At 71.8% G+C, this 15,086-nt stretch carries 14 protein-coding genes; 5 read left to right on the top strand and 9 right to left on the bottom strand.

The annotated features are described in order from the left end of the window. Positions 1 to 16: 16 nt before the first annotated feature. On the bottom strand, positions 17 to 484 hold the full coding sequence (locus ABZ484_RS08010; RefSeq protein WP_358865039.1) for a nuclear transport factor 2 family protein: 468 nt from the start codon (positions 482 to 484) through the stop codon (positions 17 to 19). Positions 485 to 768: 284 nt separating this feature from the next. Between ABZ484_RS08010 and ABZ484_RS08005 the strand changes: the two genes are divergently transcribed. Together ABZ484_RS08005 and ABZ484_RS08000 are read left to right on the top strand one after the other, a co-directional pair. Beyond that, positions 769 to 1,566, top strand: a complete 798-nt coding sequence (locus ABZ484_RS08005) for a maleylpyruvate isomerase N-terminal domain-containing protein (RefSeq protein WP_358865038.1) — start codon at positions 769 to 771, stop codon at positions 1,564 to 1,566. A gap of 358 nt (positions 1,567 to 1,924) precedes the next feature. After that, positions 1,925 to 2,482 (top strand): hypothetical protein, encoded by a 558-nt coding sequence (locus ABZ484_RS08000; protein WP_358865037.1) that lies wholly within the window; start codon positions 1,925 to 1,927, stop codon positions 2,480 to 2,482. A 433-nt stretch (positions 2,483 to 2,915) separates the two neighbouring features. Here the strand turns inward: ABZ484_RS08000 and ABZ484_RS07995 are convergent, their stop codons facing one another. The 3 genes from ABZ484_RS07995 to ABZ484_RS07985 all read right to left on the bottom strand — a co-directional run bounded on the left by ABZ484_RS07995 (position 2,916) and on the right by ABZ484_RS07985 (position 5,927). Further along, on the bottom strand, positions 2,916 to 3,320 hold the full coding sequence (locus ABZ484_RS07995; protein ID WP_358865036.1) for a VOC family protein: 405 nt from the start codon (positions 3,318 to 3,320) through the stop codon (positions 2,916 to 2,918). Positions 3,321 to 3,442: 122 nt separating this feature from the next. Next, on the bottom strand, positions 3,443 to 5,014 hold the full coding sequence (locus ABZ484_RS07990; RefSeq protein WP_358865035.1) for a N,N-dimethylformamidase beta subunit family domain-containing protein: 1,572 nt from the start codon (positions 5,012 to 5,014) through the stop codon (positions 3,443 to 3,445). A gap of 160 nt (positions 5,015 to 5,174) precedes the next feature. After that, the gene (locus ABZ484_RS07985) at positions 5,175 to 5,927 is read right to left on the bottom strand and encodes an SDR family oxidoreductase (protein WP_358865034.1); all 753 of its coding nucleotides are present in this window, start codon (positions 5,925 to 5,927) and stop codon (positions 5,175 to 5,177) included. Positions 5,928 to 6,103: 176 nt separating this feature from the next. Between ABZ484_RS07985 and ABZ484_RS07980 the strand changes: the two genes are divergently transcribed. Then, positions 6,104 to 6,682, top strand: coding sequence for a TetR/AcrR family transcriptional regulator (locus ABZ484_RS07980; protein WP_358865033.1), 579 nt, complete (start codon positions 6,104 to 6,106; stop codon positions 6,680 to 6,682). On the opposite strand, the gene ABZ484_RS07975 is transcribed toward ABZ484_RS07980, so the two are convergent. From ABZ484_RS07975 to ABZ484_RS07955, 5 genes are all read right to left on the bottom strand, one after another. Beyond that, complete coding sequence (locus ABZ484_RS07975) at positions 6,668 to 7,657, bottom strand: polyprenyl synthetase family protein (RefSeq protein WP_358865032.1); 990 nt, start codon at positions 7,655 to 7,657, stop codon at positions 6,668 to 6,670. The genes ABZ484_RS07980 and ABZ484_RS07975 overlap by 15 nt on opposite strands. 154 nt (positions 7,658 to 7,811) lie before the next feature. Then, positions 7,812 to 8,750 carry an RNA polymerase sigma-70 factor gene (locus ABZ484_RS07970; RefSeq protein ID WP_358865031.1) on the bottom strand — a complete coding sequence of 313 codons (939 nt, stop codon included), beginning with the start codon at positions 8,748 to 8,750 and terminating at the stop codon, positions 7,812 to 7,814. Continuing rightward, on the bottom strand, positions 8,747 to 9,961 hold the full coding sequence (locus tag ABZ484_RS07965; protein ID WP_358865030.1) for an FAD-dependent oxidoreductase: 1,215 nt from the start codon (positions 9,959 to 9,961) through the stop codon (positions 8,747 to 8,749). Before ABZ484_RS07965 ends, ABZ484_RS07970 begins: the two co-directional genes overlap by 4 nt. A 220-nt stretch (positions 9,962 to 10,181) precedes the next feature. Further along, complete coding sequence (locus ABZ484_RS07960) at positions 10,182 to 11,786, bottom strand: helix-turn-helix domain-containing protein (protein WP_358865029.1); 1,605 nt, start codon at positions 11,784 to 11,786, stop codon at positions 10,182 to 10,184. Beyond that, the gene (locus ABZ484_RS07955; RefSeq protein WP_358865028.1) at positions 11,783 to 12,094 is read right to left on the bottom strand and encodes a helix-turn-helix transcriptional regulator; all 312 of its coding nucleotides are present in this window, start codon (positions 12,092 to 12,094) and stop codon (positions 11,783 to 11,785) included. The genes ABZ484_RS07960 and ABZ484_RS07955 overlap by 4 nt, the downstream gene beginning before the upstream one ends. Positions 12,095 to 12,350: 256 nt before the next feature. Between ABZ484_RS07955 and ABZ484_RS07950 the strand changes: the two genes are divergently transcribed. Both ABZ484_RS07950 and ABZ484_RS07945 read left to right on the top strand, forming a co-directional pair. Beyond that, positions 12,351 to 14,105 carry a stealth family protein gene (locus ABZ484_RS07950; RefSeq protein WP_358865027.1) on the top strand — a complete coding sequence of 585 codons (1,755 nt, stop codon included), beginning with the start codon at positions 12,351 to 12,353 and terminating at the stop codon, positions 14,103 to 14,105. Beyond that, positions 14,102 to 15,085 carry a hypothetical protein gene (locus tag ABZ484_RS07945; protein WP_358865026.1) on the top strand — a complete coding sequence of 328 codons (984 nt, stop codon included), beginning with the start codon at positions 14,102 to 14,104 and terminating at the stop codon, positions 15,083 to 15,085. Before ABZ484_RS07950 ends, ABZ484_RS07945 begins: the two co-directional genes overlap by 4 nt. Position 15,086 lies beyond the last annotated feature (1 nt).

Below are 15,086 nucleotides of genomic sequence, written 5' to 3'. Positions count from 1 at the left end.
CCGGCCGGCAACCGCACTACAACCCCAGGTCGCTCAGCCCCGGATGGTCGTCGGGACGACGCCCGAGGGGCCAGTGGTACTTGCGTTCCTCTTCCCTGATGGGGAAGTCGTTGATGGATGCCAGGCGGACCCGCATCAGGCCCTCGTCGTCGAACTCCCAGTTCTCGTTCCCGTAGGAGCGGAACCAGTTGCCCGAGTCGTCGTGGCACTCGTAGGCGAAGCGCACGGCGATGCGGTTCCCGTCGAACGCCCACAACTCCTTGACGAGCCGGTAGTCCAGCTCTCTGGCCCACTTCCGGGTGAGGAAGGAGACGATCTCCTCGCGTCCGTCGATGAATTCGGCGCGGTTGCGCCAGTGGCTGTCGACCGTGTAGGCGAGGGCCACCCGCTCGGGGTCCCGGGTGTTCCACGCGTCCTCGGCGAGGCGGACCTTCTCGATCGCGCTCTCCCGGGTGAAGGGGGGAACAGGAGGCTTGGCGGCCATGAATTCTCCCGGAGCATCGCAGTGTCAAGAACCGGCGTCCGCCTCAAGCTATACACCGGACACACGGGCCGTGCGGGCAGGCGCGAGCGAGCTGGAGCATACCGCCGGGACCCGCATGCGCCATGCCCGCGGCCAGGGCAGCGACTCCCGGCTCCGTCATCGGCCCGCCCTGCCGTCGCGCCCTACTGCTTCGGCGGCGGAACCGGCCGACGAGTTCTTCATACTTTGCGGCAACGCCCCGCTGCTCCGCGGTCTTACCGTGCCGCTCACATATTCTGCGCCGCATGGTTTCTCAACGGGTCCATGAAGTGCTTCCCGAGTGGGAGGCATTCGTTCGCGCCGTGCAGGCTCGGCGGCCCGACTCGGGTACGTGGTGCGAGGCCTGGACCGCCCGGGACGTTCTGATCCATCAGGCCGGCAACGCCGAGGAACTCGCGCGGGTTCTCGCGGGCCGGCTGGCCGGGAATCCCGTCGAGACGCGTGGTTTTGAACGGGAGGACCCGTACCGGCGGCTGTCCGACGCGGAACTGTGGGCGGCGTTCACGGCTCGCTGCGAGGAGCTCACAGAGGTCGCGCAGACCGCTGCCACCGACCTGCCCGCCGACACCGAGATCGAGTGGACGGGCAGGACCGTGAAGGTTCCCTTTTTCGCGGAGCACATGCGGGAAGAGCTCATCCTGCACCGCTGGGACCTCACGGGGGACGACTCGACGGCCCGTGACGCTCTGTCCCACTCCTGGATGACGGAGCACAGTGTCCGCGAGGTGGGCAAGCCCCTTCTGCGGCTCGGCGCCTCCCTTCTGGGCCTCGGGCCGGACGAACGGATCGAGGGGCGGCTCCGCTCGCCCGGAACCGATGACATCGTCGTCGCGGCCGACCGGACCGGCGTCCACATCGGATTTGACGCGCCGACAGGCCCGGCCACGATCGAGAGCGATCCCGCCACCCGAAATCTGCTGCTGTGGGGCCGGCGCCCTGCCGACCCGTCACGTTGGCACAGCGACGCGGGCCCCGGAGAGCTGAACAGGGTGCGGAATCTGCTCGTCGGTTACCGACCCGAGCTGCTGGGCTCCCCGAAATAGGGCATCCGGGAGCCCGGAACCACAGGCCTGCAACGCTCCGCCAAGGGTCGTGGTCCGCATGTCAAGCAGCGACTCGCCGTCAATCTCCGGGATGCGGCTGCCGCGAAGAGTGAGCGGGCGTCAGAAGATCACCTTTAAGGGCTAATTGCCATTCAATACGACTGGAAAACAGGGGGACTTGACGAGTGATCGGCCCGTCGGGCGTCCCGTCCGAGGGCTTGCCGGGTACCCCGATCGGCCCCCGGAACCAGCCCGCCCGATACGCCCGATATGACAGCCATGTGAGGTGTCAGTACGTTCGATCATGCGTCGGCTGCACAGCCGATCCCTCTCTCTGAGTTGAGACAGGAGAAGCGACATGATCATGACCCGCTCCAACGCCATCACCGCGGCCGTCGCCGCCGCGGCGGCCCTGGCCGCGACCGGCATCACCTACGCCACCGCGGCTCCCGGGCCCCAGGCCGCCCCGGCCGCCGCCATCCAGCAGGCCCCCGCACAGGCCCCCATGGACGGTGGCACCCAGAACGGCAACGGGGGCAAGGGCAACGAGGGCAACGACCACGGCGGCAACGACCACGACCGCGGCGGCCGGGACTTCGACAAGGGCTGGATCCACATCAACGAGCGGTCCTTCTCCGCCCACACGCGGGGCTGCGCCGTCATCGTCAGCGGCCTGGGCTCCACGAGCCTGAACATCCGCAACGACAGCCGCAAGACCATCGAGGTCTTCCGCGGACTCACCTGCGACAACGGCGCCCCCATCGCCACCGTCGGCCCGCACAGCACCAGCTTCGGCGTGATCCCGAAGCGCACCAAGGGTGTGAAGGTCAAGAACGGAGTGGTCGGCAGCTTCCGGGTCGTCGACCGCCACGACGACGACTACGGCGACCGCGGCGGTGACAAGGGCGGCTACTGATCGCACCGCACCTCGCCGACGACGCAGAACCCCGGCCCGCCGTAATCGGGCCGGGGCCCTGCAACCAGGCACATGACACGGAATCCCGGCCTGCCGTAATCGGGCCGGGATTCCTGTCCGGGCCTCGGCCCACGAGCAACCCGTTCACCATGCCCGCGACCGGCCGCGGCCCGACAGCTCACGCGCCCGCGAACGCCATCCTAGAACCGGACCGTGGGCACGGCGCACCATCCCCGACGGCCGGGCCACCGCCGCACCGGCTCAACGGCCGGCCGATTCCTGCTGGAAAACGCCCCGTTGGCCCTTGACCCGGGCGGCGGCAGCCGTCCCTCACCGGCCGGCGAGCACACCCGGACGAGTGACGGGGCGGGTGCCACATGCGGCACCGTCGCCACCGCCCCGGGCGCCCGGAAGCCGGCTCGTCCCCGCCGCCTCATGATCCCGTCGGCCGCTGTTCGTGGCTGCCGTAGGGCCGTGTGATGATCTCCATCCCGTGTCCGGCCGGGTCCATGAAGTACAGACCGCGCCCGCCGTGGTGGTGGTTGATCTCCCCGGGCTGCTTCAGTCGCGGATCGGCGTAGTACGTGATCCCGGCCTCCCGCAGCCGCGCGAAGGCAGCGTCGAACTCCTCGTCCGAGACGAGGAACGCGTAGTGCTGCATGACGATCGACTCCGCCGGGACGGCCGCGAAGTCCAGGGTGACCCCGTTGCCGGTGGCCACGGGAATGAACGGGCCCCACTCGGCCCCGACCTCGAGCCCCAGGACGTGCGCCAGGAACTCGGCCGACTCCCGGTTGTCCCGGGCATGGATGATGGTGTGATTCAACTCGACTGACATGTGTGGATTGCCTCCGCAAGGCAAACTCACGGGCACCTCCATGCCTCACCCGGCCGGTGACCGACACGCGATGCCGTACCGGTGATCCTACGCCGGCATCAGCTCACGGCGTCCGGGACCGCTCACGCGGCCTTGTACAGCTGCCCCGCGTCGGGCCGGGGAGCCGGCCGGTGCCGGGCGGCGGGGCCTTCGGCGAAGGCACGGAGCAGGTTCTCGGTGGTGCGGGTGACGAAGGCGCGGGTGCGGCCGTCCATGCCGTGGTCGCGGCCCCCGTCGGACGTCCCGGCCTTCAGCGCCTCCACCCACCGCATCGTGCCCGTCGCGAAGACCCCGGCCCCGCCGGGTGCCGTGTAGTAGGCCGAGTCGCTGTGGCTGCGGGTGCCGGAGCACACCAGCGGCGAGTGCGCGGTGACCTCCAGGGGGCCGGGTCCGGGGACGGGCGCGCCGGGGGTGACCCGGTCGTACTCCACCCCGACCAGGTGGTCGAAGCTCTCCCCGGGGCGGACTCCCGTGCCCTCGTACAGCCAGTGGTCCGCGGCGTGCACCACATAGGGGGCGTCCACCGGGTAGCCCTCGTACAGCACTCCGGTCAGCGACGACTCCGGGTCGGCGCCCGGGGCCCGCCGGAAGTCGGTGGTGACCAGGTCCGGGCGGGACGGATAGCAGGGGTCGGTGCGGTAGGAGGACTTGTAGCAGACCACGGTGCGGTCCGGCCCCGTCTCACCGGTCTCCAGGCGGACCCGGCGGAAGCAGGTGTTGGCGCCGAGGAACGCCACGTTGGTGCCCGCGTCCCGGGCCGCGGTGACGTACCGGCGCTGCTCGGGCGTCCAGTACTCGTCGTGTCCCAGGCAGACCACCGCGGTGGCGCCGTGCAGCACCCCGGGGTCGTGGTGCACGTCGGTCCCGGTGGTGTACGCCAGGGGTATGCCCAGGCGTTCGGCCAGGACCACCGCGGCCCATTCGTACACCAGGAACTTCTCGGCGCCGTTCGCGTCGTAGGGCCGGTCGAAGCCGACGGCGAGCGAGCGGGTCTCGTACGCGCCGGAGGCGCCGGCGTAGAGGCTGTAGCCGCCCCACCGGTTGTACGCCTGCCAGGTGGCCGGGGCATGCAGCAGCACGGTGCGGCCGGTGCCGTGTGTGGAGCGCACGATCAGCGGAACGTACCGCTGGTGGCCGCTGTCGGCGTCGAGTCGGATCAGGTAGGCGCCCTCGGGCCAGCCCTCCGTGGACAGGGTGAGCGTGCGCGGCCAGTCAGCGCGGACCGTGCGGGTGGCGGACGCCGGCCGGCCGCCGGGCCGGGCGTGTCCCGCGACGGGTCCGGAGCGCCATACGAGCCGGGCGAGCGCGCCGCCGTACCAGCCGACGCGGAACGCCGACGCGCGGAAGGCCGACGCGGTGGTGGACACGTGCAGGCCGCACTCCTGACCGGGCGTGACACTGACTCGGTCGGTGTAGCCGGCCACCGCGTCCGGTGGGCCGAGTGAGCCGATCCGCCAGTCACGGGTCCCCGGCAGGTCCCGTTCCGCCTCCGGGCGGTGGCTCTGCTGTCCGGGGCGCCGGTGGCTCGTGGCGGGGCCGTCGCAGGCGGTCGCGGCGGCCAGTCCGGCCCCGGCGCACAGACCGAGGAATCGCCTGCGCGCCGGCCCGTGTGCGTTTCCCGGCGCGGTGTGCTCCTGCGTCTCCCGTGGGCTCACATCGCCTCCCTGGGGGTGGCCTGCCCTCCCCGTGGTGTCGACGCGCCTTCGACGACGGTAGCCGCCTCGGCGGTGGACCGCATGGCGACGGCCGCAGGGGGGCGTCACCACCTGCCGCGCACGGCGCCCCCAAAGGAGGCCGGCGCGCCCGGCCGGTGTGTCAGCGTCCCGTCGCCAGGGTCACCCCGCCCGTCGCCTCCAGGACCACCCGGGTCACGAAGCCGTTGGCCGCGAACATGTGGATCGCGCGGGCGATGTCCTCGGGTCGGCCGACCCGGCCCACGGGGGTGACGGCCGCGAAGCCGTCGAACAGGGTCTTGCGCTGCTCGGCAGGCACGGAGTCCCACCAGGGCGTGTCGATGATGCCCGGGGAGACCGCGTTGACCCGCAGGGGCGCCAGTTCCACCGCGAGCGGCGGGACCATCGCCTCCAGTGCGCCGTTGATCGCCGCGAGGCCGGCCGTGCCGGGCAGGGCGGCGCGGGCGGAGCCGGCGGTGACGAGTGTGACCGAGCCGTCGCCGCGCAGGGCGGGCAGGGCCGCCTGGAGGGCGTGCGTGTGCGGCCAGAACTTGCCGTCGAAGCCCTCCGCCAGCTCCGCCAGGTCCAGTTCGGCGAAGGGGCCGCCGCCCTTGGCGCCGCTGAGCGCGATCACCAGGTGGTCGATGCGGCCGGAGTCGGCGAAGAAGGCGTCCAACGCCGGGCGGTCGGACGCGTCCAGGCGATACGTCGTCACCTTGCCGCCGATGCGGGACGCGGCCGCGTCGAGACGGTCCTGGCGGCGACCCGTGATGATCACCTCCGCGTCGTCCGCCGCGAAGAAGGCGGCGGACGCCTCGCCGATGCCGGAGCTGCCGCCCATGACGACGACGCGCTGTCCGGCCAGGGCGTTCAAAGGGGCGTTCGGGGTGCTCATGAGTGGCTTCTCTCCTGATGCGTCACCGGGTTCCGACCCATTGCCGAGAACGCTGGTCTCGTCAAATGATTGCCGAGACCGTTAGTCTCGTCAAGCGTCTTTTCCCATGGAGGACCACCGAAGACGGACGGAACCCGGCCGGAAGACCTGAGCCCGAACTGAGAGAGGATGTGCCTGTGGACACCAAGGAACCGCGCCCGCACACCGGCCGGCGGCGCAACGAGGCCGCCCGCCGGGCGATCCTCGACGCCGCCCTGGACCTGCTCGCCGACGCCGACGGCGCCCCGGTGAGCGTGGAGACCATCGCACGCGCCGCCGGAGTCGGGAAGCAGACGCTGTACCGGTGGTGGCCGTCCAAGGGCGCCGTCCTGCTGGAAGCGCTCACCGACCGCGCCGCGCAGGACGTACCCGCGCCGGACACCGGCAGTCTGCGCGGCGACCTGCGCGCGCTGGCCACGGCCACGTTCGAGGCGGCCCAGCGCCCGCCGTCCGCGCCCGCCCTGCGCACCCTCGTCCGGGAGGCGGCCCGCGACCCTCATCTGGCCGATCTGATGCGGAGGTTCACGGAGTCCCGCCGGGCCGCCGTGCACCAGGTCCTCGCACGCGGCCGGGACCGCCGCGAACTTCCGGCCGACCGCGACATCGACCTCCTCGTCGACCAGTTCTACGGCTTCTTCTGGTATCGCTTCCTGCTGGGCCACGCACCGTTGGACGCGACGACCGCGGAGAAGATCACGGACTCACTGCTCCGCTAGACCGGGCCGCAGGAGCAACCGGGACGACCGGTCCACGAGGTCGCGCAGGACGGGCAGGTACGGCTCGTGGCCGCCGAGTTCGTCCAGGATGCGGTGGGCCCGGTCGCGGAACTCGTCGATGTCCTTCTCGAAGCGCCGCAGGACCGCGGGCGTCCGCAGCAGCCCGGAGAGCTCCGCCCGGGCGGGCGCGGACGTCCTCGCCTCGCGGTGCAGCGCCTTGACATGCTCCGTGGCATCGGGAGCCGCCTCTTCGAGGGCGCAGGCGAACAGGTGCGTCACGGTGCCGTTCAGGAGGTCCTCGTCGCGGCCGGAGAGGATGTCCTCCTGGTCGTTGAAGAGCTGCCACAGCACGCCGAACACGTCGCCGAACTCGCGCCACAGCTCCACGCGCGGCTCGTCCGCGCCCGCCAGTCGCGCCGCCATGACGGTGACCATGCTGAACGGGGCGCCCGACTTGCCGAGGTAGGTCTCGATCACCGAGGCGCGGGTGGCGGTGGCCGCCCGTCCGTGGAGGTCCTTCAACTGGCCCTCCGTCGCGCTGACACAGCACTTGAGGATCTCGGCCGACAGGGTGGGGCGCAGTGCCGGCGGAATCTGTTCCGACTGCACGGCGAGAAGGGGCAGGGAGCTTCCCGCGACGAAGGCGGCGAGCAGCGCCGAGCTCTCGTCGAGGTCGCCGGCGGTGCCGGTGCCCTGCGAGTCGGCCCGGTCGTCCAGGCAGCAGGCCGCGGTCCACCACAGCTCGTGGACGACGGCCAGCGGGACGGCCGGCCGAACGGTGCCCGTCTCGGCGGCGTGCACGATCAACGGCAGAACGGACAGCGGGTACTTGAAGGTCCGCTGCTCCAGGAGGCGGGCGACCGCGGCGCGAACCGAGGGCGCCGCCGGACCGAGCAGGTCGAGTACGGCGTTCCGCTCCGCCTCGATCCGCGCGGCCGTCCGCCGATGCAGTTCCGTGTACGACACCGCGGTCACACAAGCTCCCCCCTGTGGCTGCCCTCGAGCACCGATTCGATCACCCGGTTCGGGGAGGGGCTAGACGAGTTTGCGCCACGGCCGGTGCGTGCGGGACGTGCCGGTTCCGGTTCCCGGCCCGGCAGCCGCCCCTGGCGCGGGGCGGCGGGACCGGTCAGCGGGTGGCGATGCTGCGGGTGGTTCCGTCGGCGACGGCCTGGAGTTTGTCCGGGTTGGCGATGTTGTGGATCGCGGTGATGCGGCCCTCGGGGTCGATGTCGAAGGTGACGGTGGCGATCACACGGTCCGGGCCGCTGAACACGATGCCCGGTCCGCCGTTGATCTCGGCGAGCGCGGCGCTCATGTCGGCGGGCTCGATGCCCTGGTAGGTGACGGTGCCGATGGCCGCGAACCAGCCGGCCACGGTGACGGCGCCGACGACCGGGCGCAGGGCCTGGCGGACCTTGCCGCCGCCGTCCGTCCACAGGGTGACGTCCGGGGACAGCAGTTCCATCAGGGTGTTGACGTCACCGCCCGTCGCGGCGGCGAAGAACCGTTCGGTGACCTCGCGCTGCCGCGAGCGGTCCGCGGTGTAGCGGGGGCGCCGGGCCCGTACGTGGGCGCGGGCGCGGTGCGCGGCCTGCCGTACGGCGGGTTCGGAGCGTTCCACCGCCTGCGCGATCTCGGCGTGGCTGAAGTCGAACACCTCCTTCAGGACGAACACCGCCCTCTCGAGCGGGCTGAGCGTCTCCAGCACCACGAGCATCGCCATCGACACCGACTCCGCGTCCGTGACGGCGTCGGCGGTGTCCTCGCCGGTGAGGATGGGTTCCGGGAGCCAGGGGCCGACGTAGGTCTCGCGTCGGTGGCGGGTGGAGCGCAGTCGCTCCATGGCCAGGTTCGTCACGATCCGTGTCAGGTACGCCTTGGGGTCGGCCACGTGCGAGCGGTCGGCGGCCGACCACTTCAGCCAGGCGTCCTGGACGGCGTCCTCGGCGTCGGCCGCGGTGCCCAGGACGCGGTAGGCCACCGAGAAGAGCAGGTTGCGGTGCCGGGTGAAGACCTGCTGGTCCGCGTCGGTGCCGGCGTTCCGGGGCTGCTGGGCCGGGGTCATCGTGCCGTCCGGTTCCGGGTGAGGCGTCCGCCGCGCGGCCAGACGGCGCCGGCGGCGGGCAGCGCCTTCATACGGCCCCACGTGGGCCAGGGAGAAGCGGTCACCGTCTCCTTGTACCGGACGGCCGCGCGGCCGGTCAGGTACATCCGGCGAGGACTGCCGTCGGGGCGGGTGAACTGCACCACGGCGTCGTTCCGTCCCAGGCTGACCGGCGTGTGGTAGTAGCCGAAGCGGAACGGCTTGGGCTGCTTGCCCCGCAGCGCACGGACGATCGACACCGCGGCGTGCACACCGGTCGGCATGCCCGACTGGCAGGTGCCGTGCATGACCCCGTAGCCCTGACGGACCGCGGCGGCGTCGCCCACGGCGTACACCTCCGGGTGGGACACCGACCGCAGGGCCGCGTCGGTGACGATACGGCCGCGCTCGTCCACGGTCACTCCGGAGGATGCCGCCGGCGGCGCCCCCCGGGTGCCGCTCGCCCACACGACCACATCGGCGTCGACGCTCTGTCCGTCCGCCAGGCCGACCGTCGTGGGCAGCACCTTCACCACCTCCGTCCCGCAGCGCACCCGCACGCCCAGGCGTTCGAGAGCGGCGTGCAGGTACGCCCTGGCCTTCGGGTGCATGTCCGCGCCGGGCTCCGCCCGGCCCAGCAGGACGACGTGCAGCCCGGGGTGGCGTTCGGCGATCTCCGCGGCGGTCTCGACGCCGGTCAGTCCGCTGCCGGCGACCACCACGGTGCCGCTGCCCAGCCGGGTCAGCCGGTCGGCGAGCGCCTCGGCGTGCCGGGCGCTGTCCAGGGTGTGGGCGTGCTCCGCCACGCCCGGTACCGCCGCCGTGTCGGCGACGCCGCCCAGCCCGTACACCAGGGTGTCGTAGGGCAGCACCCGCTCGTCGTCGACGCGGACGGTCCTCGTCCGCGCGTCCACCGCCGTGACCCGGCCGCACACGAACCGCGCGCCCGTGCCCCCCAGCAACCTGGGGATGCTGAGCTCGGCGAGGGGCTGCCCGGTCGCCGCCATGTGCAGCCGCATCCGTTCGGTGAACCGCTCCCGCGCGTTCACCACGGTCACCTCGACGTTCCCGCCGCGCTTGACCCGGGCGGCGAGCTGGACGGCCGCGGACATGCCCGCGTAGCCGGCTCCCAGGATCACCACGCGGTGTGGGGGGACGGCCGTCGTCGCGTCCGCCGCCTGCTGTGCGCTCATCGCTGTGCCTTCCTGCTCGGGCTGTTGACGACCACCAGACGCATGCAGGCCCCGCGTCCGTGACCTACGGCGGATGTGATGCCCGCCACACACCGAGCGCACGATCAAGGCCTGGCCGGACGGCCGTCGCAACCCGTCGCGGGCGAACGTGGAGAAGACCGAGACCGCATAGCGGACGGTGCGCCGGCACCATCGGCTTCGCCGCCCGAACCGTCATGGCTCAGGCGGGACCCGGGCCGGTGCCGATGGTGTACGTGTCCTTGACCTTCACCTCGGTGACCCCGCGCCCCTCCGGAAAGACACCGCGCCAGTCGCCGATCACATGGAGCTCGTCGGTGCCCATCGCACGGACCACCATCAGGCCCTCGTCGTAGCACCGGTGGGCCTTCCACCACAGGTTCACGAAGGCCTGGCTGCGGATCAGGTGCATCCAGTCGGTGCGGTAGATCTCCCGGTTGTAGTTGGACTCCCCGAGCGTGGAGACGAACTTGGAGTACATCGCCTTCACATAGGCCAGCATCACCTCGTCGCTCTCGGAGATCGCCCTGTCCCGGGCGTCCTTGAGCGCCACGCGGAACTTCTCCAGCAGGTTCTCCGTGGCCCCGGAGGTCCACGACTCGTGGATCTCCGGAGGGTCGCACAACCCGTACTTCGGTCCTGACAGGCGCAGCAGCAGGCGCAGCGTCGGCTCCGTCACCCACAGGGGGCCGGGTTCGTCCCGGTTGCCGATGGGGTTGGGCAGGACCTCGTCGTGCGGCCAGTCGGGCGGGGTGATCAGGTGCACGCCGGCGCGGCGGCGATCGTGGTGGTCACCGGTGGAGTGCTCCAGCTGGCCGATCGGCAAATGGGTCTTGAGCGCGCTGAGATAGGCGCCGTTGACGTCGAGTGCCGTCACCTCGTGCGTACCGGGCGGCAGTTCGGGCCGGGTCCACTTGGGGCGGGCCTCCCAGATCTGGTCGGCGCCGCGCGCGGTCGGCTTGCGCAGGACATCGGGCAGCCACGGGTGGGCCACGACGTCGTAGCGGCCGCCCTTGCGGGTGTGGTCCAGCAGCGCCATGGCGTCCGGGATCGCCCTCTTGACCAGGGCCGCGCCGGCGGCTTCCACATCACCGGCGTGCTCGGTCAGGGCCCGTGTCACGGCCTGGCCGATCAGGTCCGGATCGGCGGAGGCCGCCGGCTGCGCCCGGCGGCCGGCGGGGACGATTCTGACGCCGGGGGCGGAGCGCACGCCCCTGGAGGCGGGGGCGGAGCCTGCGGTCCCGGAGGCGGAGGCGGAGCGTACGGTCCCGGAGGCGGGGGCGGATGCGTCCGTGGAGACGGCGGGGTGGGACGGAGTGGCCGTCGCGGCGGCGCAGTCCGCCGGGTCCAGGTGCTGCGGGAACCCGGCGACCTGGTGGCGGGCCGGCCCGCCGCACAGGACGCAGGCACGGGCCTCGGTGAGCGCCTCCACCTCTTCGCCGCCGTTGTCGCCGTTGTCGTCGCCGTCGCCGTCATTGTCGTTGTCGTCGATGTCGCCGTCGTTGTCGTTGACGGCGTCGTCGCGGTCGTCGGCCCGGTCCCGGTCCTGGTCCCGGAGTTGCCGGGCCTCGAGTCTGCCGCGTGCTCCGGAGAGGAAGTACGCGTACTTCTCCCGGACTTCGCCGCTCGGGTCCCGGCCCGACTCCCAGCCTCCGACCGTGGACGGACTGACTCCGAGAGCCCGCGCCACCTGCGCGCGCGACAGGTTCAGCGCCTCGCGCAGGGCGCGCCGCTCCCCCGCCGCCGGCAGCGGCACCTCCTGCCTGGCCCCGGCCAGCAGGGCGTCGATCGCGTCGAAGTCCGTCATCGCCCGGCCTCCTCCCGCACTGCCGGACCGGGCGCCGAGACGCGCCGGCCGGACGCCCGGCGGCGGGCGTCCGGCAGCGCCTCGGCGGCCCGGGTCGGCCCGGCCATCAGATCCAGCACATCGATCCCGAAGTGCGCCGCCACCGCGTCGCAGTCGTCGAGACCCCATGCGGCACCGCCCGACTGGCGGCGGCTCACCTGCGCCTGGCTCACCCCCAGGGCGGCCGCGAGGTCGGTCTGCGACTCACCGGTGGCGTGCAGCAGCGCTGCCACCGCTGATCGGACACGATCCGACAGCGTCATCCTCATGACGCCGAATTTAGCATCCGGAACACATGCACCATGCGCATCATGAATACCGGCGAGGTGGCGGCCCACTCCTTTCACGGCCGGCGCTCCTTTCGCGGCTGAAGCTCCTCTTCGCGGTCAATGCTCCTTTCGCGCCCTACAACCTTTCCGAGCCGTGAACGGTCAGGAAAGTCAGCGTTCAGATGGTGGCCATAGGCCGTTGCCTTCTGAAGGGGGGCTTGTGAAAGCACGAACGGTCCGAACCGGTGCGCCGGCCATGCGGAACCCCGAGGCATCCCGATTGATCAGCGCATACCGCCGGGCGGTACCGGTCGGCGCCCGGCGGGTGATCGCCGAGCACGTCGACACCGATCTGCGGGAGCAGCTCAAGTCGGGGATCGCCGCCATGACCGAGGTGAGGGGCCGGCTGCGGCGCGGACGGGTGGCCCGCCGCCACAGGCGGCTTCTGGCGGCGCGGGACAGCCTGGTCGTCAGTGTGAACGGCAGGGTGCGCATCGCCCATGTCATGCCGGACGTCACCCCGCTTCTGGCCCGCAGATCCAATCTCGACGAGGTGGCGGCCGCGCTGCGCGCCGCGGGCGTCGACTACTTCTGCGTGCGCTCGCCGTCCGAGACCTCGGCCGCGGTCGCGGTCCGCGAGAGAGACCGGCGGGCCGTGTTCGGCGCACTGCGGGAGGCATGCAGGGTCAGGCCCGGATACGTGGTGCCGGTGCGGGGGAACGCGGCCCGGCGGGAGTCCGCCATGACCGGCCACGGTCCGGGGCAGTGGAAGCGCGTCTCCGGCTCGGACGTCTTCCGGTGCGCCTGGTACCGCACCGACCGGTCGGGCCGGCTGGTCCTGGGCCTGCGCTACGGCTGCGACATCGAGTTCTGGCGGCAGGAGGACGACCGGCTGGTATCCCCTCGACGCAACGGGGTCGCGGAGTCGGTCCCGGCCGACGAGGCGGCGGTGGAGGCCGACGAGAGCCTGTTCACCGACCTCGCTCCGCTGCCCGAGGAGCAGGGTCCGACCCCGGTGCGGACCCGCCGGGCCTTCGCCGTGGCGACCGTGGGGCGCCGCTCCTTCCCCGTCGACGCGGTCTACACATGGGTCGACGGCTCCGATCCGCACTGGCTGCGTCAGCGAGCCCGTTTCTCCGACCTGCCGTACCACGGCGAGGCGGCCAACGCCGCCCGGTATCTCAGCAGGGACGAACTGCGCTACTCCCTGCGCTCACTTCATCTGTACGCGCCCTGGATACGCACGGTCTACCTGGTGACCGCCGACCAGACTCCGCAGTGGCTGAACACGGACCACCCACACATCAAGGTGGTGAGCCACAAGCACATATTCCGTGATCCTGAAGTCCTGCCGACCTTCAACTCGCATGCCATAGAGAGCCAGCTCCACCACATCGAGGGGCTGTCGGAGCACTTCCTCTATTTCAACGACGACGTGATCCTCGGACAAGAGATCCTGCCGCAGCACTTCTTCCTGCCCAATGGCCTGGGCAAGTTCTATCTCTCACCCGCGCTGGTTCCCTTCGGCGACGTGTCCGCCGAGGACCCGCCGGTGGCGGCGGCCGGCAAGAACAACCGCAGGCTCATCGCCGAGCGTTTCGGCGACCACATCGTCCGGAAGATGAAGCATGTGCCCCACGCGCTGCACCGCAGCATCCTGCGGGAGATCGAGACGGAGTTCCCCGAGGAGCACCGGCGCACGGCGGCGAGCCGGTTCCGCGGCGTCGACGACATCTCCGTCGCCTCGTCCCTGCATCACTACTACGCGTACCACGCCGGGCGTTCCTTCCCCGGGGAGGGGCTGGTCTACCGGTACTGCGACGTCGGCAGACCGGGCGTGCAGCGGATGCTGGGCAGGCTGCTGGCCAACCGGGACGTGCACGTCTTCTGCCTCAACGACACCACCTCCACGCAGGCCGAACAGGGCCGCCAGCAGAGCGTGATGTCCCGCTTCCTGGACGAGTACTTCCCGGTGCCCAGCCCCTTCGAGCGCGGGTCGGACGACGGATGAGGCGACTTCCCACCCCGCACAAGGTGCTGCGCAAGGGCTACGAAACGCTGCGCTCGGCGCGGTCGCGCCTGGACGCTCTCGTTCTGGTGGGACCGCGCACCGACGACTGGCCCCGCCTCACCGCCGAGCACCTCTCCGTCCTGGACGGCCGGACCCTCAACGTCTGTGTCCGCCTGCCGTGCGGGGCATCGGCTCCTTCCCTGGTGCTGGGGTCGGGCTCCTCGTCCTGTGCCGTTCCGCTGGCCCTCGCCCGGCGCGGCGACGGCGGCGCCGAGGCCCGGGGCACCCTCCTTCTCGGCCTGCGGGAGGGGGACGCCGCCACGGCCGTGCCGGTGCCCGCCGGGGTACACGCGTGTCTCCTGGACGAGGGGCAGTGGCCGCTGTCGGTCGCGTTCACCGACGCGTCGGGCCAGGACCGCCGCTGCGCCCTCGCCAGGGCGCCGCAGCTGATGCCCGACGGGCCCACCCGTCCGCAGCCGGTGCGCGAGGACGGTTCCTTCTGCCGGCTCATCGCGTCGGGCACCGGCCGGGCCCACCTGTCCCTGGGCCACGACGGCCCCCAGGCGGAGATCGTGTCCCTGACCATCGGCTGGTCCGAGGTGACCCTCGAGGGCCGCCTTTTGAACGCACCGGCCGAGGACTGCCGCGGCGGTGTCGAACTGGCTCGCAGGGGTGGCAGGACGACCCGCGTCGTCCCGGCCGCCTGGCACGGCGACACCTTCGTGTGCTCGATCCAGGTGGCCGACTTCGGCGCCCCCGACGAGAAGGAGCGCATCTGGGACGTACGCCTGCACCGCGGGCGGCGCAGGCCGCTGAAGATCTCACGGCGGCGGACCGACGTCCGCAGCCCCGGGGACGTCTTCCGCATGCCGCACCGGCTGCTGGTGGCGGACGACGACACCATGCTCCGCGTCCACCCCTACTACACGCCCATCGGCAGCCTGGCACTGCGCGCCGCCCACCTCGCAACGGGACGTTGAC

The organism is Streptomyces sp. NPDC006393 (genome assembly GCF_040628575.1).
Taxonomy (GTDB): Bacteria; Actinomycetota; Actinomycetes; order Streptomycetales; family Streptomycetaceae; genus Streptomyces.
This window is presented reverse-complemented; position numbering and strand designations above follow the sequence as displayed.

What these genes read in the sequence shown, in the direction of transcription:
- ABZ484_RS08010 (WP_358865039.1), bottom strand. Translation starts at nt 484, where the DNA reads ATGGCCGCCAAGCCTCCTGTTCCCCCCTTCACCCGGGAGAGCGCGATC.
- ABZ484_RS08005 (WP_358865038.1), top strand. Translation starts at nt 769, where the DNA reads ATGGTTTCTCAACGGGTCCATGAAGTGCTTCCCGAGTGGGAGGCATTC.
- ABZ484_RS08000 (WP_358865037.1), top strand. Translation starts at nt 1,925, where the DNA reads ATGATCATGACCCGCTCCAACGCCATCACCGCGGCCGTCGCCGCCGCG.
- ABZ484_RS07995 (WP_358865036.1), bottom strand. Translation starts at nt 3,320, where the DNA reads ATGTCAGTCGAGTTGAATCACACCATCATCCATGCCCGGGACAACCGG.
- ABZ484_RS07985 (WP_358865034.1), bottom strand. Translation starts at nt 5,927, where the DNA reads ATGAGCACCCCGAACGCCCCTTTGAACGCCCTGGCCGGACAGCGCGTC.
- ABZ484_RS07970 (WP_358865031.1), bottom strand. Translation starts at nt 8,750, where the DNA reads ATGACCCCGGCCCAGCAGCCCCGGAACGCCGGCACCGACGCGGACCAG.
- ABZ484_RS07965 (WP_358865030.1), bottom strand. Translation starts at nt 9,961, where the DNA reads ATGAGCGCACAGCAGGCGGCGGACGCGACGACGGCCGTCCCCCCACAC.
- ABZ484_RS07960 (WP_358865029.1), bottom strand. Translation starts at nt 11,786, where the DNA reads ATGACGGACTTCGACGCGATCGACGCCCTGCTGGCCGGGGCCAGGCAG.
- ABZ484_RS07955 (WP_358865028.1), bottom strand. Translation starts at nt 12,094, where the DNA reads ATGAGGATGACGCTGTCGGATCGTGTCCGATCAGCGGTGGCAGCGCTG.
- ABZ484_RS07950 (WP_358865027.1), top strand. Translation starts at nt 12,351, where the DNA reads ATGCGGAACCCCGAGGCATCCCGATTGATCAGCGCATACCGCCGGGCG.
- ABZ484_RS07945 (WP_358865026.1), top strand. Translation starts at nt 14,102, where the DNA reads ATGAGGCGACTTCCCACCCCGCACAAGGTGCTGCGCAAGGGCTACGAA.